The following is a 23,328-nucleotide window of genomic DNA, read 5'->3' as shown; positions in this document are numbered from 1 at the left end:
CGCCCCATCCTGCCCAAGGGGCTGACCTGGCCCGGCAGCCCCTCGGTTCAGCCGCTGGAGGCCGCCAGGCCCGAATGACGGATGAGGGCTTCGCTGCTGGGCTGGCGGCCGCGAAAGGCCTCGAACACCTCGGCCGGGGAGCGGCTGCCCCCCAGGCTGAGAACCGTGTCGCGGAAGCGGCGGCCCGTGGCCACGATCGCCTCCTCCTGCTCCAGACCCACTTCCTCGAAGGCGCTGAAGGCGTCGGCGCTGAGCACCTCCGCCCACTTGTAGGAGTAGTAGCCCGCGGCATAGCCGCCGGCAAAGATGTGGCTGAAGGCACAGAGGAAGGCATCCTCGGGAATCGGCTCCAGCACCGTGGTGCTGCGGGCGATGGCACGACGCAGCTGCTCCGGGCTCTGGCCCCCATCCGGCGTCCACTGGCTGTGGAGGCGCAGGTCGGTGAGGGCGAAGTGCACCTGGCGCAGGGTGGCGGTGCCCCCCATGAAGGTGCGGGCGGCCAGGAGCTTCTCGTATTCCCGTTCCGGCAGGGGCTCGCCGCTTCGCCAGTGGCGCGCCATTCCCATCAGCGTGGCCCGGTCGTAGCACCAGTTCTCCATGAACTGGCTGGGCAGCTCCACCGCATCCCACTCCACGTTGTTGATGCCGGCGGCCTGGGCCCGCTCCACGGTGGTGAGCATGTGCTGGAGTCCGTGGCCGAACTCGTGGAACAGGGTCTCCACCTCCTCGAAGGTCATCAGGCTGGGGGTGTCCCCCACGGGCGGGCTCTGGTTGCAGATCAGGTAGGCCACCGGCAGCACGGTCTCGCCGGATGGGGTGCTCGAGCGGCCCAGGCATTCGTCCATCCAGGCGCCGCCGCGCTTGCTGCCCGGCCGGCTGTAGGGATCGAGGTAGAAGCCGGCCAGGGGGGTGCCGTTGCCGGCATCCAGCACCCGGAAGTAGCGCACATCGGGATGCCAGAGGGGCGCCTCCCCTTCGGTGCTCACGATGCGGATGTCGAACAGGCGCTGGCAGAGGCCGAACAGGCCCTGCAGCACCTGCTCGAGTGGGAACCAGGGACGCAGGGCCTCGGCATCGAGGTCGAACGATTCCCGGCGCAGCACCTCGGCCCAGTAGCTCACGTCCCAGGGTCTGAGGGCGTCGGCTTCGGGGGCGCCATGGCGCCGGGCACAGGCTCTGAGGGCCTCCAGCTCCGCCTCGGCCACCGGGAACGCCGCCGCCCGCAGTTCTTCAAGCAGCTGCTCCACGTCCGCCACGGATCCGGCCATCTTCGTGGCCAGGCTCACCTCGGCCCAGTTGGCGTAGCCCAGGCGGCGCGCCTGGTCCCGCTTGAGGGTGAGGATCCGCTCGATCAGCGGGCCGTTGTCGAGCTCACCGCTGGAGGCTCGGCTCACATGGGCGCGGTAGACGGTTTCGCGCAGGTCCCGCCGCTGGCTGTACTTCAGGAACGGCACCACCCGTGGCATGTCCAGCCCCAGGCGCCAGCCCTCCTCCCCGGCTTCCCGCGCGGCCTGGGCCAGCAGCTCGCGCAGGCTGTCCGGCAGCCCGGCCAGCTCCTCCTCGCGGGTGAGGGTGAGGCTCCAGCCGTTGGTGGCATCGAGCACGTGGTTGCCGAAGGTGCTCGCCAGGCTGGCCAGCTCGGCGGTGGCGGCGTTGAAGGCATCCTGCTCGGCCCCCTCCAGCCCCACGCCGCGCAGCTGCATGTCGAGGCGCTCCGCTTCCAGGATGCGCAGCTGGGTGGGATCGAGGTGCGCAGGATCACCGGGCTGGCTGGCGGCGTGCTGCTGGGCCAGCGTCTCCAGGGCCCGGTACACCACCCGGCTCTGGCCGGCGCGACTGCCGAAGGCCACCACGGCCGGCTGCTGCTGCTGGTAGGCCTCCCGCAACTCGGGGCTGTTGCACACGCCGTGCAGGTGGCTCACTACCCCCCAGCTCCAGCGCAGCCGCTCGCCGAGGCGCTGGAGCGGATCCATCACGCTCTCCCAGTGCAGCGCGGCCTCAGGCTGGGCCGGCTGCTGCTCGAGCCGGTGTTCCAGCGCCGTGAGCTCCGCGTCGAGCTCCTCCAGCAACCGGGGCATGGCCGCGTTGATCTGCTCCGGGGTGATGGCTTCGAAGGCCGGCAGACCCTGGCCGGCGAGCAGGGGCTGAACTGCGGTGGCGTTGCCCATCTCCAGGGGTCATCTCACGCCATTTCAGCGGATGCCGCCCGCCGGCGTGGTTCAGCCGATGGGGGGCAATCCGTCCAGGGCGATGCTGCTGACACTGGCCAGCTGGCTGGCGAGAGCGTTGGTGCTGGCTTCGTAGAAGTCGATGGCGACCCGCGGCCAGAAGCCGATCACCAGGGTGGGCACCAGCAGGGTGAGGCCGATCAGCAGCTCCCGGGGCTTCATGTCGCCCACCACCGCGAGGGCGGGAATCCTCGGCCCGAAGAACACCCGCCGGCAGAGGCTCAGCAGGTACACCGGCGTGAGCACCAGGCCGATGGCGGCGAGCACGATCGTGATCACGCGGAAGCCGGTGGTGAAGCCGTCGTTGGCGGTGATGCCGAGGAACACGGTGATCTCGCTCACGAAGCCGCTCATGCCGGGCAGGGCGAGGGAGGCCAGGGAACTGGCGAGGAAGAAGGCGAACGTGATCGGCAGCGCCTTGGCCAATCCACCCATGTTGGGAATGGAGAGTGTCTTGGTGCGCTCGTAGAACACGCCGGTGACGAAGAACATGGCGGCGGCGATCAGGCCGTGGCTGATCATCTGCAGCATCGCCCCGCTCATGCCCAGGGCATCGATCGCACCGATGCCCAGCAGCACGAAGCCCATGTGGCTCACCGAGCTGCAGGCGATGCGCCGCTTCACGTTGTCCTGGGCGAAGGCGTTGAGGGCGCCGTACACGATGTTGACGATGCCCAGCACGATCAGGGCCGGTGCCAGGGTGAGGTGGGCCTCCGGCAGCATCTGCACGTTGAAGCGCATCAGGGCATAGCCCCCCATCTTCAGCAGCACCCCCGCCAGCAGCATCGAAACGGGCGCGTTGGCTTCGCCGTGGGCATCGGGCAGCCAGGTATGGAGCGGGAACATCGGCAGCTTCACGCCGAAACCGATCAGGAAGCCGGCGTAGCAGAGCAGGCCGAACACTCCTCCGGGGCTGCGGGCTGCCAGGTCGGAGAGGTTGAAGCTGAAGCTGTCGCCGGAGAAGGCCAGGGCCAGGCCACTCACCAGGATCAGCAGGGACGCGGTGGCCGTGTAGAGGATGAACTTGGTGGCGGCGTACTGGCGCTGCTGCCCTCCCCAGATGGCGATCAGCAGGTAGACGGGCACCAGCTCCAGCTCCCAGGCCAGGAAGAAGAGGAGGAAATCCTGGGAGAGGAACACCAGGCCCTGGGCCGAGGCCTGCACCAGCATCAGGGCGAAGTAGAGCCGGGTCTTGCGGTTGATGTTCCAGCTGGCCGCCACCGAGAGCAGGGTCACCAGGCCGGAGAGCACCACCAGCGGGGCCGAGAGTCCGTCCGCTCCCAGGGACCATTCCAGGCCGAGGGCCGGCACCCAGCTGACCCGCTCCACCAGTTGCAGGCCACTGCTGCCGCCGTCGAACCGCTGGCTGAAGCACACGAGCATCAGCCCCAGATCCACCAGGAGCGTTCCCAGCGCCAGGGTGCGGGGCCAGCGGGGATCGCTGCCATCCCCGGGCAGCAGGGGCATCAGCAGAGCCATGGCCGCCGGCAGCAGCACGATCAGGCTGAGCCAGGGGAAGGCGGCGGCTTGGAGGGGGAGGGCCCCGAAGGACAGCCCGAAGGACAGCGGGAAGGACGCGACCAGCTGAGCCAGGTTGGCGTCCATCCCGAATCAAATCATGGTGTGGTGCAACTTATCAGTCTCGCGATGGCGGCTGGGTAGATGTACTCAGGCGCCGCCGCTCATCCGGCGCCGCCCGCGGCCGGCACCCGATCGGGCAGGGGCTGCCAGTGGGTGCCCTCCTGCTGCACCTGGAGCACCTCGGCGCGCGATTCCACACCAGCGTGGTACCAGGCCCGCACCATCGCCCGGCGCACCTCCTCCGCCACGTCACCGGCCGGACACAGGGCCAGCAGGCTGGGGCCGGCGCCACTGATCACGCACCCCCAGGCCCCGGCCTCCAGGGCGGCCTCCCGCACCTGGCGGCCTCCGGCGATCAGCCCCCAGCGGTAGGGCTCGTGCAGCCGGTCGTGCATGCCGTCAGTGATCAGATCGCCGTTGCCCGTGCGCAGCCCCTGCAGCAGCAGGGTCAGGGCTCCGAGGTTGGTCACGGCGTCGCCCACCGGGATGGCCTTGGGCATGGCACGCCGGGCCTCGCTGGTGGTGAGCCGGATGGCCGGGATCGCCACCACAGCCACCACCTCGGGGGCCCACTCGCAGCGCACCACCCGCCAGCGGTGCGAGGCCGCCTTGGCGGTCATGCACAGACCGCCCACGAGTGACGGCACCACGTTGTCGGGATGGCCCTCGATGTCGATCGCCAGCTCCAGCAGTTTCTCCTTGCTCAGCGGCTCCCCCACCAGGGCGTTCGCCCCCATCAGCCCGGCCACGATCGCCGTGGCGCTGCTGCCCAGACCCCGGGCCGGCGGTACCGCCAGCCGCACCCGCGCCTCCAGCCCCACCGGTTCCTCCTGGGCCTCCTTCCACACCCGCTGAGCGGAGCGGTACACGAGGTTGTCCGGCCCGCCGCGCAGGTGGGAACCCTCGGGACCTTCGATGATGAGGTCGAAGCGGGAACTGCCGCCCTCGATGCAGCGCATCTCGAATACGTTGTCGAGCGCGAGGGCCGCCCCGAGGCAGTCGAAGCCGGGTCCCAGGTTCGCGGTGGTGGCAGGCACGTGCACCACAACCCCTTGGCCGATGCGGGGGCGCACCATCGGTATGACTCCGGCTCGCCCCAGTGTCTCAGCTCACCAGCATCCGGGCGCGGCAGGCGGCGCTGAACTGACCGATGGCCGGATCGATCACCGCCGTGATCGGAATGGCGTCCAGCAGGCGCGCGAGCCTGCCCTTGGCGAGGAAGGCCTGGCGGAAACCGCTGCCCTTCAGCGGCTCCAGCAACTTGCCGGCGGTGCCGCCCGCCAGCCAGATCCCTCCCCTGGCCAGAGCTGCCAGGGCCAGGTCTCCGCAGACGCTGCCGTAGGCCCCGAGCCAGAGCGCCAGGGCCTCGCTGGCGATGGGATCGCCCTCCGCGGCGGCGGCGGCAGTGGCCGCAGGCAGATCGTCGCCGGCCTGGCGGAGGGGATGGCAGCCTTCGGGGTCGTGCTCCTGGAGCAGCCAGCGGGCCACATGGCCCAGGCCCGTTCCGCTCACCACCCGCTCGATCGAGAGGCGCTCCACCCCCAGATCCCGCTGCAGCCATTGCTTGAGCGCCCATTCCTGCTCCGAGCGGGGCGCGAATTCGGCATGGGCCGCCTCGCTGGCCACGGCGGTGAGCCCCTGCGGGCCCGGCAGCCCGAAGGCCACCCCCAGGCCGGTGCCGGCGCCGAGCACCAGCAGGGGTTCGCCGTCCTGGGCGCTGCCTGCATGGATGCAGGCCTGCTGCTGCGGCTGCAGGTGGGGCAGGCCGTAGATCAGCACGGCAAAGTCGTTCACCAGATCCACCCGGCCGATGCCGGTGTGTTGGCTGAGGTTCGATTCCGACAGTTCCCAGGGCAGGTTGGTGAGGCGCGCCCGCTCACCCTCCACGGGCCCGGCCACGGCGAAGCAGGCGGCGGCAGGAGGAGACGCGCCACCCAGGAAGTCCTGCACCATCGGGGCCAGATCGGGCCAGTCGGCCGAGACGTAGCGCTCGCTGCGCTGCAGCTCCAGCTGGTCGCCATGGCTGGCGTAGAGCGCCAGCAGGGTCTTGGTGCCACCGATGTCGCCCGCCAGCAGGCTGAGGGGCTGCGCGTCTGCGTGCATCCTCAGGCTTCGGCGACGGCCGTGAGGGCCAGCCCCGCCGCCCGGTCCTGGTTGGCCCGCAGGGCGGCCTCCAGCAGGGTCGAGGCGGCCACACAGCCCAGATCGCCATCCCGACGGCTGCGCAGGCTCACGCTCCCCGTCTCGGCCTCCTTGGCGCCGATCACCCCGAGCACGGGGATCTTCATCTGCTCGCCGTTGCGGATCAGCTTGCCGAGGCGATCCCCCGAATGGTCGACGCTGGCGCGCACGCCGGCGCCCTTGAGCTGACCCAGCAGTTCCTCGGCGTAGGGACGCACCTCGTCGGTGACGGGCAACAGGCGGATCTGCTCGGGGGCCAGCCAGAAGGGGAAATCGCCGGCGTAGTTCTCGGTCATGATCCCGAAGAACCGTTCCAGCGAGCCGAAGATGGCGCGGTGAATCATGATCGGCCGCTGCCGGGAGCCATCGGCGGCCACGTAGTGGAGGTCGAAGCGCTCGGGCAGGTTGAAATCCAGCTGGATCGTGGAGCACTGCCACATCCGGCCGATCGCATCCTCGATCTTGAGGTCGATCTTCGGCCCGTAGAAGGCACCGCCGCCCTCGTCCACCTTGTAGGCCCAGCCCTTGCGATCCAGAGCCTCGATCAGGCCCTGGGTGGCGAGCTGCCACACGGCGTCCTCACCGATCGACTTCTCCGGCCGGGTGGAGAGGTTGATCTCGTAGCTGCGGAAATCGAACCGGGAAAGGATTCTCTCCGTGAGATCGAGAATCGCCAGGATCTCGTCGCTGATCTGCTCGGGCAGACAGAACACGTGGGCGTCGTCCTGGGTGAAGCCCCGCACCCGCATCAGGCCGTGCATCACCCCGGGCCGCTCGTAGCGGTACACGGTGCCCAGCTCGGCCCAGCGGATCGGCAGCTCCCGGTAACTCCGCAGCGTGCTGGCGTACGTGAGCACGTGGAACGGGCAGTTCATCGGCTTGAGCTGGTATTCCCGCTCATCCACCTGCATCGGTCCGAACATGCTCTCGCTGTAGAAGTCGAGGTGTCCGGAGGTCTTCCAGAGGCCGATGTCGGCCACGTGGGGGGTGTAGAGCAGCTCGTAGCCGGCCGCGAAGTGCGCCTCCCTCCAGAAGTTCTCGATCTCCAGCCGCATGCGCGCACCCCGCGGGTGCCAGAACACCAGGCCCGCGCCGGCCTCGTCCTCGATCGAGAACAGGTCCAGGTCGGTGCCGAGGCGGCGGTGGTCGCGGCGCCTGGCCTCCTCCTGGCGGCGCTTGTATTCCGCCAGCTGTTCGGGGGTTTCCCAGGCGGTGCCGTAGATGCGCTGGAGCTGGGCGTTGTTCTCGTCACCGCGCCAGTAGGCGCCCGCCACGCTCTCCAGATCGAAGGCCCGGGGGTTGAGTTCACCGGTGTTGGCCACATGGGGGCCGGCGCAGAGGTCCCACCACTCCTCACCCAGGGTGTAGAGGGTGATGGGCTCGGTGATTCCCGCCAGGATCTCGAGCTTGTAGGGCTCGTTCTGGGCCTGGATTCGCGCCTCGGCCTCGGCGCGGCTCACCTCGAGGCGCTCGAGCGGCAGCTTCCGGTTGATGATCCGGATCATCTCCTTCTTGATGGCCTTGAGGTCGGCCTCGCTGAAGGGGTCGGGACTGTCGAAGTCGTAGTAGAAGCCCGTCTCGGTCCAGGGCCCGATCGTGACCTGGGCCTTCGGAAACAGCTTCTGCACCGCCATGGCCATCACATGGCTCATGGAATGGCGGATCCGCAGCAGCGCCTCGCTCTCGCTGGTCCTGGGCAGGGTGAGCGCCGGCGTCGCCTCGGCCCCGGTGCCGGTCCCGCTCGCATCCTGATGGGGGCGGGATGCGGGCGCGGAAGCGGGCACGATGCGTCAGGGAGTGGTGAAGACTGATCCTACGCAGCCCTTCTAGGCTGATTTCATGAGCCCCTCCTCCTCGCCCCAGGAGCCCGCCGCCGATCTGCTCGACCACCTGCTGGGGTCGTTGCTGGCCGATTTCCGCGTGTGGTTCAGCCGCGGTGAGCTGCTGCTCGAACTGTGCCCCGACGAGGTGATGGCACCGCAGGAACGGCGTGCCCTGCGCCAGCGGCTCGCGGAAGCCAACAGCCAGCTGGCAGCGGCCTCCAGCCTCCGCCAGGCCGCTCCGGTGCCGATGGCCCTGGGCATGGACTCGCTGGCACCCTGGCACCAGCTGGTGATGCAGCTGTGGTCCCTCTCGGCCCGGCTGCGCAGCAGCGGTGTGGACCTGCCGCCGATGGTCTGGCCCGACCCCCCTGCCATGCCCGGCGGCCTGCTGCCCCCCGAGCCCCACGGCTGATGGTGCTGTCGCAGCGGCGTCATCTCGCCCTGGCCTACCTGGTGTGGGCCCTGGGGCTGGTGGGCGTGTGCGGCCTGCAGCGCTTCTATGCCCGCAAGCCCCTGAGCGGCACGCTTTACCTGTTCACCTTCGGGCTCTGTTTCCTCGGCCAGCTCGTGGACCTCTGGCTGCTGCCTGAACTGGTGGAGCAGGCCAACACCGTGCCGCTGCTGCGCCGAGGCCGAGGGGTGTCCACCGAGCGCCAGCTGCTGCAACTGGCCCGGATGCGGGGGGAACGGGGATTCACCCTGAACGATGCGGTGCTCAGCCTGGAGGACCATGACGCCCTGGAGAGCGAGGAGCTGCGAAGCGTGATCGAACGGCTGCTCCATGCCCACCTGCTCGATGTGGGAAACGATGAACGGGGCCGGGTGATCTACCGGGAGCCCTAGGCCGCGCGGTTCTGCTGTCGGGCCCGGGCCAGTGCCCCCTGGTAGAAGCGGGTGAGCTCCTGGCGGCTCTTCACGGGCTGTCCGTAGTAGCTGCCCCCATGCTGCGCCGGCAGGGAGGCCCATTCGGGTGCCAGGCGGGCCATCACCTCAGCGTCGAGCCCCTTCCGGTCGAACAGGTGCAGGGCTCGCCGGCGCTGAACGAGGTAGAGGGCTGCCTGGTCCTGGTTGTGGGGTTCGAAGCTGCGCAGGCCCATGCGCCGTGAGACTTCCCTCCAGGTGCCAGGAAGGAACTGGTAGGCCCCTGCGGCCGCGCTGGTGTAGCGGCGCCGCACGGTGATCTCGGGATGGCGATCCAGGCGGGAGAACAGCTGGCCGCCGTAGAGCACGCGGTAGCCCTCGGGGCGTCCACCCTTCCAGGTGCCCTCCGCGTAGCGGATCGTGTCCAGCAGGGCCCGGCGTTGCGGCGTGATCGTGAACGGCCCCTGGGCCTTCCGCGCGGCCACGCGGGTGGCGGCCGGGAGGCGGCTGGCGGCCGCGTCGAGGCGGGCGGGACCTCCGGGCAGTTCGGCCGAGGCCGCCAGGGTGGTGGGGAGTGCCGCCACCAGGCAGGCCGCGATCGCCAGGGGACGGCGGGCCGGGTGCTGGAGAAAGGAGGGCTTCAGTCAGGGATCAAGCGAGTCGCCACACGTTGCTGATCCGTGGGTGACGGCAGCTACTCCCTGGCCTGGGGAGTTGACAAAGGCATCGGCGCATGCATCCAGACCTTGGACAAGCCGTGAGACTGGTCTCCTGAAGCCCGCGAGGGCTGCCGGCACAGGCTTGGTGGTTCAGGATCGCGGCCTTGGCGAAGAGGGCGTCAAGGGGGCGTAGGGGCCCGGAAGGATCAGCGCGGCTGATCGATCCTGTCGAAAGTGTTAAGCCGCCAGCGGCATAATTTGCCCCCCTGGCCGCAGATATACCTACCCACTCAACCCTCACGAGAACCGGCAAGTCTGGCCAGGGTGGCCCGGACGGTCTTGCAACTGTCCCCCATGCGACCCCCTCCAGTGCCGGCGCAGCGAACTCCGCCGCGGGGTTTCCCTTCGCTCCGCGGCAGTCCCGGAGGCTCTGCCTGAAGGGGCCCGCTCGCCCTCAGGCCAGGGGCCTGGGTGGCAGGAAGCCCAGGGCGTCGTGGACGCGTTCCAGCGTCGCCTCAGCCACGCTCTCCGCCCGCTGGCGACCCTCCGCCAGCACCTGTTCCAGGGCCCCGGGGTCCCCCCGCCAGTTCCGGTAGCGCTCCTGCACCGGGGCCAGGGCCTCCACCAACACCTCGGTGAGCAGGGGCTTGAAGCGTCCCCACCCCATCTCGGCGCACTCGGTGGCGGCAGCCTGGCGGCCCTTGCCGCTCAGGAGGGCATAGAGGCCGAGCAGGTTGTCGGCCTCGGGCCGCTCCGGGTTGCCGAATTCCAGGCCCAGGGTGGGATCGGTCTTGGCCCGCTTGATCTTCTTGCTGATCAGTTCCGGCGGGTCCAGGAGCGTGATGCGGGAGCCCTCGTTGGGATCGCTCTTGCTCATCTTGCTGCGCCCGTCGCTGAGGCTCATCACCCGGGCCCCCTCCGTGAGAATCATCGGCTCGGGCACCTTGAGCACCGGCAGGGGTTCCCCGTCGGGTCCGGGGCTGCCGAAGCGGGCGTTGATCCTCTGCTGGGCGATGTCCCGGGCCAGTTCGAGGTGCTGCTTCTGGTCTTCCCCCACGGGCACCAGATCGGCGTCGTAGAGCAGGATGTCGGCGGCCATCAGCACCGGGTAGTCGAGCAGGCCCGCCGACACCTGATCGCCCTGCTTCAGCGCCTTTTCCTTGAACTGGATCATCCGTTCCAGCCAGTTGAGCGGCGTCACGCAGTTCAGCAGCCAGCACAGGGCGCTGTGGGCGGCCACGTGGCTCTGCACGAACACGGTGGACCGGGCCGGGTCGATGCCGCACGCCAGGTAGAGGGCCGCCGTGGTGAGGGTGGCCTCGGCCAGCTGGGCTGGATCGTGGGGCACGGTGATGGCATGCAGATCCACCACACAGAAGAAGGTGTCGTGACTGTCCTGCAGGTCAACCCAGTTGCGGATGGCACCGAGCCAGTTGCCCAGGTGCAGGGCGCCCGTGGGCTGCACCCCTGAGAGGACCCGCGGCCGTGCCATCGGCGTCAGACCTCCTGGGTTGTGGTGGGTTCATCCTCTGCCGGCTCGCTGGCTTCAGCTGTCAGGACGTTGGCGTCAGCCCTGGCGGCTTGCTCCGGCTCCACCGCCGTGACCTCCTCCCCTTCGGCGGAGGCAGTGGGGACCTCCGTCGCCGCAGGTGCCGGCTTGGGCCGGCTGGGGCGGGCGAAGGGGTCGATGCGGGGTGCCCGCTCGGAACGACCCCCGCGCGTGTCGGATCCCCGGCCCTCGGGGCCTCCCCGGCGGCCCCCACGGCCGCTGTCGCGGGGGGCCTGGCTGCGGGCCTCGTTGACCAGTTCATCGAGCTTTCCCTCCTCGAGCAGCTGGGCCACCGTGCGCAGGCAGAAGCCCAGCACCGCCACGGTGGAACGCAGCCGGAAGGCCTCCTGCACCGCCCGGGCTGCCCGCATCTCGTTGTCGCTCAACCGGATCCGGAATCCGCCGGGCTCACGGTTGCCGCCGGGTCTGCCGCCCTGGGGCGAGGGAGTGCTCGTCTCGTCAGCCATGGCGGCCATCTGGGAGTCAGGCGCAAGTGTGCCGCATCGACTGACGGGACGGCCGCAGCCACAGCAAGCGGTGCGACTCGCGGCTGGCGGACCGGGGGAGGAGCAGGAGAGGCAGGGAGCGCGGCCCGCCCTGCTCCAGCTGACGCCGGTAGCGGCTGATCAGGGCCAGGTAGTGGTTCAGGGTCCACCCCCCGCCACCAGCCTCCTGCCGCTGCCAGTAGGTGCGCTGGGCCTGCTGGCAGGCCTGCTGCCCGAACTCCTCCCAGCAGTGCAGCTGCGCCACCCAGGGATCCTCGCCCTGGCTGAGCCGCTCGCGGTAGCGCACCAGCTCCGGTGCCTCGGCGCTGGTGTCCGGCGGCACGTGGCGGCAGAGGCTGGCCACGGGCACGGCGCGCAGCCGCAGCCAGCAGCGTTCGTGCACCACCACCGGCAGCTCCCCGCTCCAGCCCGCACACTGCTCGAGCACCGCCTCCCAGGCGCGCAGCTGCTGCCACTGGCTGGGGGTGAAGCGCAGGGCAGGGTCAGCCATGGGCCCCATGGAACGTGATCCGATCACTGGCGTATTCCCGCGGTTCCAGGTGGATGTTGCAGCGCAGGGGCCCGAAGCGAGCCTCCAGGTGCTCCTCCACCAGTTCGGTGATGCGGTGAGCCGTGGGCAGGTCGTCGGCATCGACCACCAGGTGCATGTCCACGAACACCAGCTGACCCAGCACACCGCGGCTGCCGATGTCGTGGGCGTTCAGCACGCCCGGAACGGCCAGCACGGCGGCGTGGATGGCCTCCGGCGGGATGGCGATCCGATCCTCCAGCTCCGGCAGGAGTTGCTGAATCACCCGCCAGCACTGGAGCACCAGCAGCAGCAGCACAGGCAGGGCCAGCAGCAGATCCAGCCGGCCCCAGCCCCGGGTCGCGGCCATCACCAGGCCCAGGAGCACGAGCCCGGAGGCCCCGCTCCAGAGGCCCAGGCCCCGGCTGCGCAGCTGCAGCACCGGGCTGGCCAGCTGAGCGGCCCGCCGGAGGCTCCACCGCCACAACCCCAGCTGGGCCAGCAGCACCAGAGCCAGCACGGCCCAGCCGGCCGGCCCCGGCCGCAACACCGGCAGCCCGGCGGCCCCGGCCCCCTGCCAGCGGGCCAGGGCCGCCTGCAGGATCTCGACCCCCACGAACAGCGGCAGGACGCAACCGGCCAGGGCGCCGAGCGCCAGCAGCTTCTGGTGGCCGTAGGGATGGTCGCGATCCGGCCGGGCCGCTCCGATGCCGTGATGCAGCAGAGCCACCAGGGCGGCGCCACCTTCCCCCAGTCCCAGCAACCCATCGGCCATCAGAGAGAGCGAGCCGCCCAGCAGACCCAGGGCTCCCTTGACGGCGCCGATCACCAGGCCGAGTCCCAGGATCCGGGTCAGGGCCCGGCTCACCTCCGTCGCCCGCTGCGGCGGTGCAGAAAAGTAATGGAACTGTGGCCCTTGGCTCGCCACCGGAATGGCCTGCGACTGCTGTCACGCTATTGAGCCCCGGGGAGGCGTGCCGCCGCCAGGTGAGCTAAAGAGACTCAGCTCTTCCAGCAGCGTTGACGCCGCCACTGCCGTCCGGGCCAGATTCGCCGCCGCCTGCCGCGCCTGGGGCGTCTGGGGCGATGCTCCCAGCACCGGTCCTGCGCCTGCTGGCCGGGGGGCCTTCGCGCTGGTGGCCCCTCGGCCTGGCTCTGGTGGGCGGCGGTGTGGTGGTGGATGGACTCGGCCACCTCATCCACCTTCCCCTCACCACGGTTGGAACCGGTGCTCTTGCCCTGGGGGCCCTGTGGTGGTTCCGCCGCGGCCCTGCCGGCCCGATCCCGCCCGGGCGGGAGGATGTGGCCGGCTGGCTGCAGCGCCTGGAGAGCCTCCAGGAGCAGTTTCTCTGCCTCGAGACCCCGAACGCCGTTCCTGCTGCGGGTGCGGGGTCCGAAGGGGGCCGGGCTCTGGAGCGGACCCGGGCCCTGGAGGCCCAGCGCCGGCTGCTGGAGCGTCCCGGGCTCACCATCGGGGTGGCCGGGACGTCCACGGTCGCCGAGGAACGGCGGCCGCTGCTGGCCGATGCCCTGCGGGGATCGGTGCCGATCACGTTGCACTGGTCCCATCCCCTGGCCAGCTGGAGCCCCGACTGGGCCTGGTCCGAACCGTTCCGGATGGCGGAAGCCCTCCTCTACTGGCTGCGTACGCCGCTCTCCGCGGCAGACCTCCGCTGGCTCGAGGCCCTGCCCGAAGGCCTGCCGGCCTGGCTGCTGGTGGAGCACGACGCCGGCCAGGACCCCGAGGTCCTGCGCCAGGAACTCACCGCCCAGCTGGCCCTGCGCCGCGACCACCAGCTGCTGCTCTGGCAGCCTGCCGCCTTGCCGCTGGAGGCCGTGCTGGCCCCCCTGGCCCGCCAGCTCAGCCGGGAGGCGGCCCCGCTGCGTCGCCAGCGCCAGCTGCGCGGGCTGCGCCACCTTCACGACCGCTGGCAGGCCGAGCTTGAGACCCTGCGGCGCCAGCGGTTTCAGCTCCTGCAGCAGCGCACCCAGTGGCTGGTGGCCGCGGGTGTGGTGGCCGCCCCGCTGCCGAGCCTCGATGTGGTGGTGCTGGCCGTGGCCAATGGCCTGATGCTCCAGGAGATGGCGCGCCTCTGGCACTGCCCCTGGTCGGCTCCCCAGCTGCGGGCCGCCGCCACCGAGCTGGCCAAGGCCTCGCTGGCCCTGGGGGTGGTGGAGTGGAGCAGCCAGATGCTGTGCTCCTTGATCCGGCTGCACGGCGCCACCTGGCTGGTGGGCAGCGCGGTTCAGGCCCTCAGCGCCGCCTATCTCACCCGGGTGGTGGGCCGGGCCATGGCCGACGTGCTCGCCCTGTCGGCAGGGGTGCCGGAGCCCGATCTGGAGCGGATCAAGCGGGAGGCACCGCTGCTGGTGGCGCGAGCTGCCGAGGCGGAGAAGCTGGACTGGAACAGCTTTCTGCAGCAGGGCCGCCAGTGGTGGAGCGACCAGCGTCCCGCCGTAGCCGGCGGCTGAGCTCAGGACGTGACGAAATCGTTACGTGCAAAGTGAAGTTTCCCTAAGCAATCCCACGTTTGTTGTGAATCGGGCCCCAAGTGGGCTGGTTTGCGTAGCGTTTTCTGGAGCTCCTCCCTTCAGGAGCCCGTTCTCTTCCTGATCCGTCCCGGATCCTGATTTCATGACCACTGCTGTTCGCGGCAGCCGCGCGGAAAGCTGGGAAAGCTTCTGCCAGTGGATCACCTCCACCAACAACCGCATTTATGTGGGTTGGTTCGGTGTGCTGATGATCCCCTGCCTTCTGGCTGCCACCATCTGCTTCATCGTGGCGTTCATCGCCGCTCCCCCCGTCGACATCGACGGCATCCGTGAGCCCGTGGCGGGTTCCTTCCTCTACGGCAACAACATCATCTCCGGTGCTGTTGTGCCCTCCAGCAACGCCATCGGCCTGCACTTCTATCCCATCTGGGAAGCCGCCAGCCTCGACGAGTGGCTGTACAACGGTGGCCCCTACCAGCTGGTTGTCTTCCACTTCCTGATCGGCATCTCTGCCTACATGGGCCGCCAGTGGGAGCTGAGCTACCGGCTGGGCATGCGCCCCTGGATCTGCGTGGCCTACAGCGCCCCGCTCTCGGCTGCCTTCGCCGTGTTCCTGGTGTATCCCTTCGGTCAGGGTTCCTTCTCTGACGGCATGCCCCTCGGCATCAGCGGCACCTTCAACTTCATGCTGGTGTTCCAGGCTGAGCACAACATCCTGATGCACCCCTTCCACATGCTGGGTGTGGCCGGTGTGTTCGGCGGCAGCCTGTTCTCCGCCATGCACGGCTCGCTGGTGACCTCCTCGCTGCTGCGGGAGACCACCGAGAGCGAGAGCCAGAACTACGGCTACAAGTTCGGCCAGGAGGAAGAGACCTACAACATCGTGGCTGCCCACGGTTACTTCGGTCGCCTGATCTTCCAGTACGCCAGCTTCAACAACAGCCGGAGCCTGCACTTCTTCCTGGCGGCCTGGCCGGTGGTGGGGATCTGGTTCACCAGCCTGGGCATCAGCACCATGGCCTTCAACCTGAACGGGTTCAACTTCAACCAGTCGATCCTGGATGCGCAGGGCAAGGTGGTTCCCACCTGGGCTGACGTGATCAACCGCGCCAACCTGGGCATGGAAGTGATGCACGAGCGCAACGCTCACAACTTCCCGCTCGACCTGGCGGCCGTGGAGAGCACCCCTGTGGCGCTCTCGGCTCCCGCGATCGGCTGAGGCCGCTCTCGCGCCCTTCCCCCGGGACTTCCCCGGACGGCCCCCGCTGCGGCGGGGGCTTTTTGCTGCCCGAACGACGGGCGGGCAGTCTTTGTTTCAGCCCCTGTCGGTGGCGGAGGGCTCTCCGGGGTGGAGGCCAACGTTCTGTAGCGTTTCCCACAACCTGAGAGGACGTGCGGCTTGCCTGCCCCCTGTTCCGTTGCCCGCGCCAGCCGCTTCCGGCTGCGGGGCATGGTTCGTGGCTGTGCCGCCGCCCTTGTGGGCCTGCTGGCCGTGTCCTGCACCCGGAGTCCGTCCGGCCTCACCCCCGCCGGCGACGATGGCCGGCCCGTGGTGCTCACCACCTTCACGGTGCTGGCCGATCTGGCACGGGAGGTGGCGGGAGACCGGTTGCGGGTGGAGTCCATCACCAAGCAGGGGGCGGAGATCCACGGCTATCAGCCCACCCCCAGTGACATTGAGCGGGCCAGCCGGGCCGATCTGATCCTGGAGAACGGCCTGGGCCTGGAGCTCTGGGCCCGCAAGTTCACCGCCGCCGCCGGGAACGTGCCCACCGTGACGCTCACTGAAGGCCTCACCCCCCTGCCGATCGAGGAGGATGCCTACACCGGCAAGCCCAATCCTCACGCCTGGATGTCTCCCCAGCGGGCCATGCACTACGTGGACCAGGCCGCCGCGGCCTTCTCCCAGCTCGATCCCAAGGGGGCTCCCGTGTTCCGGGCCAATGCCGAGGCCTACAAGAGCCGCCTGCGTCAGCTGGATCAGGAGCTGCGCACCACCCTGGCCACCATTCCGCCGGCCCAGCGGGTGCTGGTGAGTTGTGAAGGGGCCTTCACCTATCTCGCCCGCGACTACGGCCTCAAGGAGGCCTACCTCTGGCCGGTCAATGCCGAGAGCGAGGTGACTCCCCAGCGGATGACCCGCCTGATCGCCACGATCAAGGAGCGGCAGGTGCCGACGATCTTCTGCGAGAGCACCGTGAGTGACGAGGCCCAGCGGGAAGTGGCCCGCGCCACCGGGGCCCGTTTCGGCGGCACGTTCTACGTGGATTCGCTCTCGGGCCCCGACGGTCCGGCCTCCACCCTGCTGGACCTGCAGCGGTACAACGTGGGCTTGATTCTGAAGGGACTCAACGCCACCCCAGCTCCGGCAGCGGGAGGCCAGCCGTGAGCCAGGCCAGACCCCCCATGGGCCCAACGGCTCTGAGGATTGAAGCCGACCAGCTTTGTGTGGATTACAACGGCCTCCTGGCGCTCCACGACGCCAGCCTCCGCCTGGAGCCAGGTTGCATCTGCGGGCTGGTGGGGATGAACGGGGCGGGCAAGACCACCCTGTTCAAGACCCTGATGGGCTTCCTGCGCCCCTCCCGGGGCTACATCCGCATCAACGGCGTGTCGGTGCGGGAAGCCCAGCGGCAGCAGGCGGTGGCCTACGTGCCCCAGAACGAGAGCGTGGATTGCTCGTTCCCCGTCAGCGTGTGGGACGTGGTGATGATGGGTCGCTACGGCTCCATGAACCTGCTGCGGATCCCTGGTGCCTCCGACCGGGCCGCCGTGCGGCATGCGCTGGAGCGGGTGGATCTGCTGGAGCTGCGCCACCGCCCCATCGGTGCCCTCTCCGGCGGCCAGCGCAAGCGGGCGTTCCTGGCCCGGGCGATCGCCCAGGGGGCCTCGGTGCTGCTGCTGGATGAGCCCTTCAACGGCGTGGACGTGCGCACCGAGCGGCTGATGGCGGAGCTCTTTTTCCAGTTCCGCGACGAGGGCCGCTCGATCCTGATTTCCACCCATGATCTGAGCCACGTGCGCGACTTCTGCGACCGGGTGGTGCTGATCAACAAGACGGTGCTCGCCTACGGCGAGACCTCGGAGGTGTTCACGCCGGAGAACCTGGCGCTCACCTTCGGGGGCCTGCCGCCCAATCTGATCACCGGGCCCGCTCCCCTGCCCGACAACGAACGATGAGCCTGCTGCTCACCACCCCATCGCTGCTCACCTGGCTGCTGGAGCCCATCAGCCAGGGCTTCATGGTGCGGGCCCTGCTGGTCAGTGCTCTGGTGGGTGGGGTGTGTGGCCTGCTCTCCTGCTACATGACCCTCAAGGGCTGGGCCCTGATGGGGGATGCGGTGTCCCACGCGGTGATGCCCGGCGTGGTGCTGGCCTACGCCCTGGGTCTGCCGTTCGCGGTGGGGGCCTTTGTGTTCGGGGTGGGTTCGGTGGCCCTGATCGGCTTCGTGAAACAGAAATCCCGAGTGAAGGAGGACACGGTGATCGGGCTGGTGTTCACGGGCTTCTTCGCCCTGGGGCTGGTGCTGGTGTCGAAGATCCGCAGCAACATCGACCTCACCCATATCCTGTTCGGCAACGTGCTCGGCATCTCCGCCGGAGACATCCTGCAGACGCTGGTGATCTCCAGCCTGGTGCTGCTGGTGCTGCTGGTGCTGCGGCGCGACCTGATGCTCTTCTGCTTCGATCCCACCCACGCCCGATCGATCGGCATCAACACCGGCCTGCTGCACTACCTGCTGCTGTCGGTGCTCTCCCTGGCGGCCGTGGCCGGCCTCCAGACCGTCGGCATCATCCTCGTGGTGGCGATGCTGGTCACACCCGGCGCCACCGCCTACCTGCTCACCGACCGGTTCGATCGCATGACCCTCCTGGCCGTGGCCAGCAGCGTGGTGTCCAGTGTGATTGGGGTGTATGTGAGCTACTGGAGCGACAGCTCCACCGCCGGCTGCATCGTCTTGGTGCAGACCCTGCTGTTCCTTCTGGCCTTCGTCTTTGCGCCCCGTTACGGGATCCTCCACCACCACCGCCCGTGAGTGCTCCGGCCGCCGAGCAACGCTGGCCCTGGTGGCCGCTGCTGCCCCTGTATCCCTATGGCCGCAGGCGCACCCTGGTGCGGGAACTGATCCCCGGCCAGGTGTGGAGCTTCGAGCAACTGCAGGGACTGCTCTATGTGGCCGTGCCGATCCGGATGACGGTGGTGCGTCTGCAGGAGGGTCTGCTGCTCTACGCGCCGCTGCCGCCCACGCGCGAGCTGCGCCGCCAGCTGGAACGCCTGGAGCAGCGCCATGGCCCGGTGTGCACCATCGTGCTGCCCACCAGTTCGGGGCTGGAGCACAAGCTGCCTCTGCCGGCCCTGGCCAGGGCCTTCCCCAAGGCCGAGGTGTGGGTGAGCCCGCGCCAGTGGAGTTTCCCGATGCGGATGCCCCTGGCCTGGCTGGGAGTGCCCCCCAGCCGCACCCGCACGCTGTTCGAACAGGGCCTGCCCCACACCGATCAGCTCCACTGGGAGCCCCTCGGGCCCTTGAACCTGGGGTTGGGCACCTTCATGGAAGTGGCCTGCCTCCACAGGGCCAGTGGCACGTTGCTGGTCACCGATGCCCTGGTGGCGATCGGGGCGGAGCCCCCTCCCCTGTTCGATGCCGACCCCACCCCACTGCTGTTCCATGCCCGTGACCGCGGCGATGAACCCCTCGTGGACACGCCGGAGCGGCGCCGGCGCGGCTGGCAACGGCTGGTGCTCTTCGCCTCCTACCTGAGGCCGGCGCAGCTGCAGGTGCCGGCTCTGCGGGAACAACTGGGCCAGGCGATGGCCCCCGGCCTGCGGCGGCCCCGCAGTTACTTCGGCCTCTACCCCTTCCGCTGGTCGCCTTGCTGGCAGGAGGAGTTCCAGGCCCTCGTACCGGCCGGACCTCTGAGAATGCAGGTGGCCCCATTGCTGGAGCGGCTGGTGTTTCCCCGTTGCCGTGATGCCCTGCTGGCCTGGCTGCGGCGCCTGGCCGCGCTGGAGCGGATCCGCCAGCTGGTTCCCGCCCACTACGAGGCTCCGGTGGTCTGTGATGCACTGGCCCTCAAGGCCCTGGCCGAGGAGCTGGAAGGCCGGCCGTGGGCTCCTGATGGCGGCAGCTGGCGCTTCCTGGCCGAGCTCGACCGCCGACTGTTGGCCTGGGGTGTGGTTCCGGAAACCCCTCCGATGCGTCCGGCTGCCGGACACGAGCCCTGACCCATCACGCCTGACCCATCAACCCTGACCCGGCACGTGGCCGGGATGCAAGCAGTTCAGCCTGGGCCGGCTCAGAGCTGGAGTTCGCCGGGATCGGCGTCATCGCCGGAATCCTCGGCCCCATCCCGACCGAGCAGGCTGGTCTCCAGCTCCATGCGCTGCTCCATCTGCCGCAGGAAATAGCCCGTCATCATCGCGGAGGCGAGCAGGCCGGCCAGATTCTCGCGATTGGTCTGGATCTTCACCTCGAAGTGCTCGGCCGGAAGCATGCCGAGCAGACCCTGCACGTTGTGGCGAATGATGTCCTGGATGTCGCCGCTGGCCGAGCGGGCCACCCGCTGCAACACATCCGGAGATTGTTCCTGCAGATATTGGATCAGCGAATTGCCGCTGATGGCCTCGTTGTCTGTCGTCAGGAACTCCGGGTTGAACATTTCCGGTGTGCTCCGCGTCACCAGCAAACCTTAACCCAGCTGTCGCGGTGGCACCGGTTCGGTTGCCGTGGGGGAGAACCGAATGGCTCCGAAGCGTCGCAGCGGCCAGTAGCGCCAGACGGCGCTGCCGATCAGCTGCTCCTCCGGCAGTGGGCCCCAGAGGTGGGAATCGAGACTGGCATTGCGGTTGTCCCCCAGCACCAGCAGGTGGCCCGCTGGCACGGTCACGGGTGCCAGCGCATAGGCCATCGGCTCGGCTGCCCAGTCGTCCGCCACGGCGGAGCCGTTGCGCCACAGCCGCCCCTGACGCACCTCCACCTGATCACCAGCGACGGCCACCACCCGTTTGATCAGGGCGGCATCGGCCCGGTAACCCGCCGCCTGCAACACCGGCGGCGGGTGGAACACCACCACCGTGCCCACTGGCAGAGGGCGGTGCAGACGGGTGCGCACCTTTTCCACCAGCACCCGATCCTGCAGCTGCAGGGTGGGGAGCATGGAACCGGAAGGAATCCAGCGGGGTTCCAGCACCGCCCAGCGCAGCAGCAGGGCCACCGCCACCCAGGCCAGCACCGGCAGCAGCTGGCGCCGCAGGCCCTGCAGCGGCGAGGGGCTCGGGGAGGACAAGGCGACAGGGAGGATGGACGCCCCATCCTGCAGGTCCTGGGTTGGATCTGGCCCGCCGCAATCTCGAAGCTGCCCTGCTGCTGCTCCAGGCCCTGGTGCGGCAGGGGCTGGGGCTCGTGGTGCTCTGCCCCGGCAGCCGCTCCGCTCCGCTGGCCGTTGCGGCCGCTCTGGTGGAGGGGGAACAGCTGCAGCTGCACACCGCCGTGGACGAGCGTTCGGCGGCCTTCTTCGCCCTGGGCTGGTCGCGCGCGGCGGGACGGGCCGCCGCCGTGATCACCACCTCAGGCACGGCGGTGGCCAACCTGCTTCCCGCCGTGGTGGAGGCGGATTTCGGCACCATCCCCCTGCTGCTGATCACGGCGGACCGCCCCCGGCGCCTCCAGGGCTGTGGCGCCAACCAGACCGTGAATCAGCAGGACTTCCTGGCCTCCAACGTGCGGGATCTGCTCCGCGGTGATGGGGACGGCCTGGCGCTGATGGCTCCCCAGGCCCTGGAGCAGCTGGCGGCCCGGGCCATGGCCGCCACGACCCAGCAGCCCCCCGGCCCGGTGCACGTGAACCTGCCCATCGAGGAGCCGCTCCATGCCGATGCCGCCACGCTCCGGGGCCTCAAGCTCTCTGACGTCACGGTCGAGGCCCCGTCCAATCCGGCGGCGGCTGCCAGCTCCGCGCTGCCGGGCATCGGCCTGGGGGGACTGGATCCTGATGCCCCTGGCCTGGTGGTGGCCGGGCCATGGCGCGGCCTTCCGCAGGGGTGGCCTGCCTTCTGTGAGGCCCTGCGGCTCTGGCAGCAACGCACCGGCTGGCCGGTGCTCGCCGATGGACTCAGTGGGTTGCGGGGGGAAGCCGGGCTTGTCCTGGTGGGCTGTGCGGATCTGTGCCAGCAGCCTGCCGCCGCTGGGTTGCTGGCCCCGCAGGTGCTGCGGCTCGGTCCTCTGTCGGCCAGCCGCCGGCTGCAGGAGCTGCTGCGCGGCTGCGCCGGTCGCCAGCTGCTGATCAGCGAAGCCGAGCCCCGCTGCCTCGATGCCCTGGCCATGGACTGCCCCCAGTGGCCCGGGGGACTGGCCCGCTGGTGGCAGCAGCTGCCGACGGCGGCGCGGGAAGGAAGCCCCGCTGCGGCCAGCCTGGCCCTGGCCGACCGTTGGTGCCGTCTCGAAACCACGGTGCAGGCACACCTGGGCGAGGCCCTGGCACCGCCAGCCTGGGGGGAGCCGGCCATTGCCCGCCAGCTCAGTCTTCTGCTGCCCGCCGGCCTGCCCCTGGTGATCGCCAACAGTTCACCCGTGCGGGACTGGGACAGCTTCACCCCCGCGTCTGCCCCGGCCCGGCCGGTGTTCTCCTTCCGCGGCGCCTCCGGCATCGACGGCACCCTGTCGCTGGCCTGCGGCGTGGCGGAGGCCTGGGGCGAGGCGGTGCTGCTGAGCGGCGATCTGGCGCTCCTGCATGACAGCAACGGCTGGCTCTGGCATCGGCGCCTGCGGGGGCGGCTCACCGTGGTGCTGATCGACAACGGCGGCGGCGGCATCTTCGAGCAGCTGGCGATCCGCCCGGATGGCGAGACAACGCTGGACTTCGAGCGCCTGTTTGCCATGCCCCAGGCCGTGGATCCCCTGCGGCTGGCGGCCGCCCATGGCGTGCCGGCCCGGAGCGTGGCCATCGCGGCGGAGCTGCCGGCGGCCCTGGCCTGGGCGCGCGCGCAGCCGATGGCGTTGATGCGGTTGGCCACCGACCGCCGCAGGGACGCGGCCTGGCGTCACGATCTGCGCAGAATGGCCACCGCCCTGGCGCCGCGTTCATGACCGCCGACCCTGTCCACTGGCGCGAGGCCGGCAACTACGAGGACATCCGCTTCGAGCTCTGCGAGGAGGGGATCGCCCGCATCACAATCAACCGGCCCCACAAGCGCAACGCCTTCCGGCCCCGCACCGTGCAGGAGCTGTGTGACGCCTTCGCCCGGGTCCGGGACAATCCCCGGGTGGGGGTGGTGCTGTTCACCGGTGCCGGTCCGGCGGCCGATGGTGGCTGGGCCTTCTGCGCCGGTGGGGATCAGAGCGTGCGGGGGGACGGGGGCTATGTGGGTGACGATGGCCTGCCCCGGCTCAACGTGCTCGACCTGCAGCGGCTGATCCGCAGCCTGCCCAAGGTGGTGATCGCCCTGGTGGCGGGCTACGCCATCGGCGGCGGCCAGGTGCTGCACCTGCTCTGCGACCTCTCGATCGCGGCGGAGAACGCCCGCTTCGGCCAGACCGGCCCGCGGGTGGGCAGCTTCGACGGCGGCTTCGGCGCGGGTTACCTGGCCCGCGTGGTGGGGCAGCGCAAGGCGCGGGAGATCTGGTTCCTGTGCCGGCAGTACGACGCCCACGAGGCGCTGGCCATGGGCCTGGTCAACGCCGTGGTGCCGCTCGAGGCCCTGCAGGAGGAGGGTGTGCGCTGGGCCCGGGAGGTGCTGCAGCACAGCCCTACCGCGATCCGCTGCCTGAAGGCGGCGTTCAATGCCGAGACCGATGGCCTGGCGGGAATCCAGGAGCTGGCGGGCCAGGCCACCCACCTCTTCTACCGCACGGCCGAGGGGCAGGAGGGGCGCGATGCCTTCCTGGCCAAGCGCCAGCCCGACTTCTCCGACGCCCCCTGGTTACCTTGAGCCTCTGCAAGGC

At 69.8% G+C, this 23,328-nt stretch carries 22 protein-coding genes; 10 read left to right on the top strand and 12 right to left on the bottom strand.

What is annotated here, in order from left to right; genetic code table 11:
- Positions 1-47: 47 nt before the first annotated feature.
- The 5 genes from CPCC7001_RS03510 to thrS form a co-directional block, all read right to left on the bottom strand.
- Entirely contained in the window at positions 48-2,168 is a 2,121-nt protein-coding gene (locus CPCC7001_RS03510; protein ID WP_006909151.1) for a M3 family metallopeptidase, read from the bottom strand.
- A 51-nt stretch (positions 2,169-2,219) separates the two neighbouring features.
- On the bottom strand, positions 2,220-3,833 hold the full coding sequence (locus tag CPCC7001_RS03505) for an NAD(P)H-quinone oxidoreductase subunit 4 (protein WP_006911081.1): 1,614 nt from the start codon (positions 3,831-3,833) through the stop codon (positions 2,220-2,222).
- Positions 3,834-3,910: 77 nt separating this feature from the next.
- Positions 3,911-4,885: a homoserine kinase gene (gene thrB / locus CPCC7001_RS03500; RefSeq protein ID WP_043368567.1), complete on the bottom strand. Its 975-nt coding sequence runs from the start codon at positions 4,883-4,885 to the stop codon at positions 3,911-3,913.
- Positions 4,886-4,913: 28 nt separating this feature from the next.
- Positions 4,914-5,912 (bottom strand): glucokinase, encoded by a 999-nt coding sequence (gene glk, locus CPCC7001_RS03495; protein ID WP_006911548.1) that lies wholly within the window; start codon positions 5,910-5,912, stop codon positions 4,914-4,916.
- A gap of 2 nt (positions 5,913-5,914) precedes the next feature.
- Positions 5,915-7,642 carry a threonine--tRNA ligase gene (thrS, locus tag CPCC7001_RS03490; protein WP_006910773.1) on the bottom strand — a complete coding sequence of 576 codons (1,728 nt, stop codon included), beginning with the start codon at positions 7,640-7,642 and terminating at the stop codon, positions 5,915-5,917.
- 187 nt (positions 7,643-7,829) lie between these two features.
- Here thrS and CPCC7001_RS03485 point away from each other — a divergent pair, with 187 nt between their 5' ends.
- Together CPCC7001_RS03485 and CPCC7001_RS03480 are read left to right on the top strand one after the other, a co-directional pair.
- Positions 7,830-8,225 carry a DUF2605 family protein gene (locus tag CPCC7001_RS03485; RefSeq protein WP_050757054.1) on the top strand — a complete coding sequence of 132 codons (396 nt, stop codon included), beginning with the start codon at positions 7,830-7,832 and terminating at the stop codon, positions 8,223-8,225.
- Entirely contained in the window at positions 8,225-8,656 is a 432-nt protein-coding gene (locus tag CPCC7001_RS03480; protein ID WP_006909286.1) for a TM2 domain-containing protein, read from the top strand. Before CPCC7001_RS03485 ends, CPCC7001_RS03480 begins: the two co-directional genes overlap by 1 nt.
- On the opposite strand, the gene CPCC7001_RS03475 is transcribed toward CPCC7001_RS03480, so the two are convergent.
- The 5 genes from CPCC7001_RS03475 to CPCC7001_RS03455 form a co-directional block, all read right to left on the bottom strand.
- Complete coding sequence (locus CPCC7001_RS03475; protein ID WP_006911688.1) at positions 8,653-9,258, bottom strand: glycoside hydrolase family 104 protein; 606 nt, start codon at positions 9,256-9,258, stop codon at positions 8,653-8,655. The two genes, CPCC7001_RS03480 and CPCC7001_RS03475, sit on opposite strands and share 4 nt — an antisense overlap.
- Before the next feature lie 529 nt (positions 9,259-9,787).
- Positions 9,788-10,825 carry a tryptophan--tRNA ligase gene (gene trpS, locus CPCC7001_RS03470; RefSeq protein ID WP_043368566.1) on the bottom strand — a complete coding sequence of 346 codons (1,038 nt, stop codon included), beginning with the start codon at positions 10,823-10,825 and terminating at the stop codon, positions 9,788-9,790.
- Between the two features lie 5 nt (positions 10,826-10,830).
- A complete protein-coding gene (locus tag CPCC7001_RS15470; protein ID WP_071778340.1) occupies positions 10,831-11,349 on the bottom strand; it encodes a hypothetical protein in 519 nt (172 codons plus the stop codon).
- A gap of 16 nt (positions 11,350-11,365) precedes the next feature.
- Positions 11,366-11,878 (bottom strand): hypothetical protein, encoded by a 513-nt coding sequence (locus CPCC7001_RS03460; protein WP_006911314.1) that lies wholly within the window; start codon positions 11,876-11,878, stop codon positions 11,366-11,368.
- Positions 11,871-12,764 (bottom strand): cation diffusion facilitator family transporter, encoded by an 894-nt coding sequence (locus CPCC7001_RS03455; RefSeq protein ID WP_006911624.1) that lies wholly within the window; start codon positions 12,762-12,764, stop codon positions 11,871-11,873. The genes CPCC7001_RS03460 and CPCC7001_RS03455 overlap by 8 nt, the downstream gene beginning before the upstream one ends.
- A gap of 218 nt (positions 12,765-12,982) precedes the next feature.
- On the opposite strand from CPCC7001_RS03455, the gene CPCC7001_RS03450 reads away from it, so the two are divergent.
- The 6 genes from CPCC7001_RS03450 (at position 12,983) to CPCC7001_RS03425 (ending at position 19,613) form a co-directional block, all read left to right on the top strand.
- The gene (locus CPCC7001_RS03450; RefSeq protein WP_006911196.1) at positions 12,983-14,368 is read left to right on the top strand and encodes a YcjF family protein; all 1,386 of its coding nucleotides are present in this window, start codon (positions 12,983-12,985) and stop codon (positions 14,366-14,368) included.
- Positions 14,369-14,531: 163 nt separating this feature from the next.
- Positions 14,532-15,608, top strand: coding sequence for a photosystem II q(b) protein (gene psbA, locus CPCC7001_RS03445; RefSeq protein WP_006911636.1), 1,077 nt, complete (start codon positions 14,532-14,534; stop codon positions 15,606-15,608).
- Positions 15,609-15,839: 231 nt separating this feature from the next.
- Positions 15,840-16,778, top strand: a complete 939-nt coding sequence (locus CPCC7001_RS03440; protein WP_050757052.1) for a metal ABC transporter substrate-binding protein — start codon at positions 15,840-15,842, stop codon at positions 16,776-16,778.
- A gap of 17 nt (positions 16,779-16,795) precedes the next feature.
- A complete protein-coding gene (locus CPCC7001_RS03435; protein WP_006909974.1) occupies positions 16,796-17,569 on the top strand; it encodes a metal ABC transporter ATP-binding protein in 774 nt (257 codons plus the stop codon).
- The gene (locus CPCC7001_RS03430; RefSeq protein WP_006910589.1) at positions 17,566-18,426 is read left to right on the top strand and encodes a metal ABC transporter permease; all 861 of its coding nucleotides are present in this window, start codon (positions 17,566-17,568) and stop codon (positions 18,424-18,426) included. Before CPCC7001_RS03435 ends, CPCC7001_RS03430 begins: the two co-directional genes overlap by 4 nt.
- On the top strand, positions 18,423-19,613 hold the full coding sequence (locus CPCC7001_RS03425; RefSeq protein WP_006911212.1) for a DUF4336 domain-containing protein: 1,191 nt from the start codon (positions 18,423-18,425) through the stop codon (positions 19,611-19,613). Before CPCC7001_RS03430 ends, CPCC7001_RS03425 begins: the two co-directional genes overlap by 4 nt.
- A gap of 71 nt (positions 19,614-19,684) precedes the next feature.
- Here CPCC7001_RS03425 and CPCC7001_RS03420 read toward each other — a convergent pair whose 3' ends face one another.
- Positions 19,685-20,047 carry a DUF760 domain-containing protein gene (locus tag CPCC7001_RS03420; protein ID WP_006909889.1) on the bottom strand — a complete coding sequence of 121 codons (363 nt, stop codon included), beginning with the start codon at positions 20,045-20,047 and terminating at the stop codon, positions 19,685-19,687.
- Between the two features lie 30 nt (positions 20,048-20,077).
- Entirely contained in the window at positions 20,078-20,674 is a 597-nt protein-coding gene (gene lepB, locus CPCC7001_RS03415) for a signal peptidase I (RefSeq protein ID WP_006909140.1), read from the bottom strand.
- Between the two features lie 41 nt (positions 20,675-20,715).
- Here lepB and menD point away from each other — a divergent pair, with 41 nt between their 5' ends.
- Together menD and menB are read left to right on the top strand one after the other, a co-directional pair.
- Positions 20,716-22,473 (top strand): 2-succinyl-5-enolpyruvyl-6-hydroxy-3-cyclohexene-1-carboxylic-acid synthase, encoded by a 1,758-nt coding sequence (menD, locus tag CPCC7001_RS03410; RefSeq protein WP_006910894.1) that lies wholly within the window; start codon positions 20,716-20,718, stop codon positions 22,471-22,473.
- A complete protein-coding gene (gene menB / locus CPCC7001_RS03405) occupies positions 22,470-23,315 on the top strand; it encodes a 1,4-dihydroxy-2-naphthoyl-CoA synthase (RefSeq protein WP_006910374.1) in 846 nt (281 codons plus the stop codon). Before menD ends, menB begins: the two co-directional genes overlap by 4 nt.
- Positions 23,316-23,328 lie beyond the last annotated feature (13 nt).

Source organism: Cyanobium sp. PCC 7001 (assembly GCF_000155635.1).
GTDB lineage: Bacteria > Cyanobacteriota > Cyanobacteriia > PCC-6307 > Cyanobiaceae > NIES-981.
The sequence above is the reverse complement of the archived record's forward strand: the minus strand, read 5'-3'. Positions and strand labels throughout refer to the sequence as shown.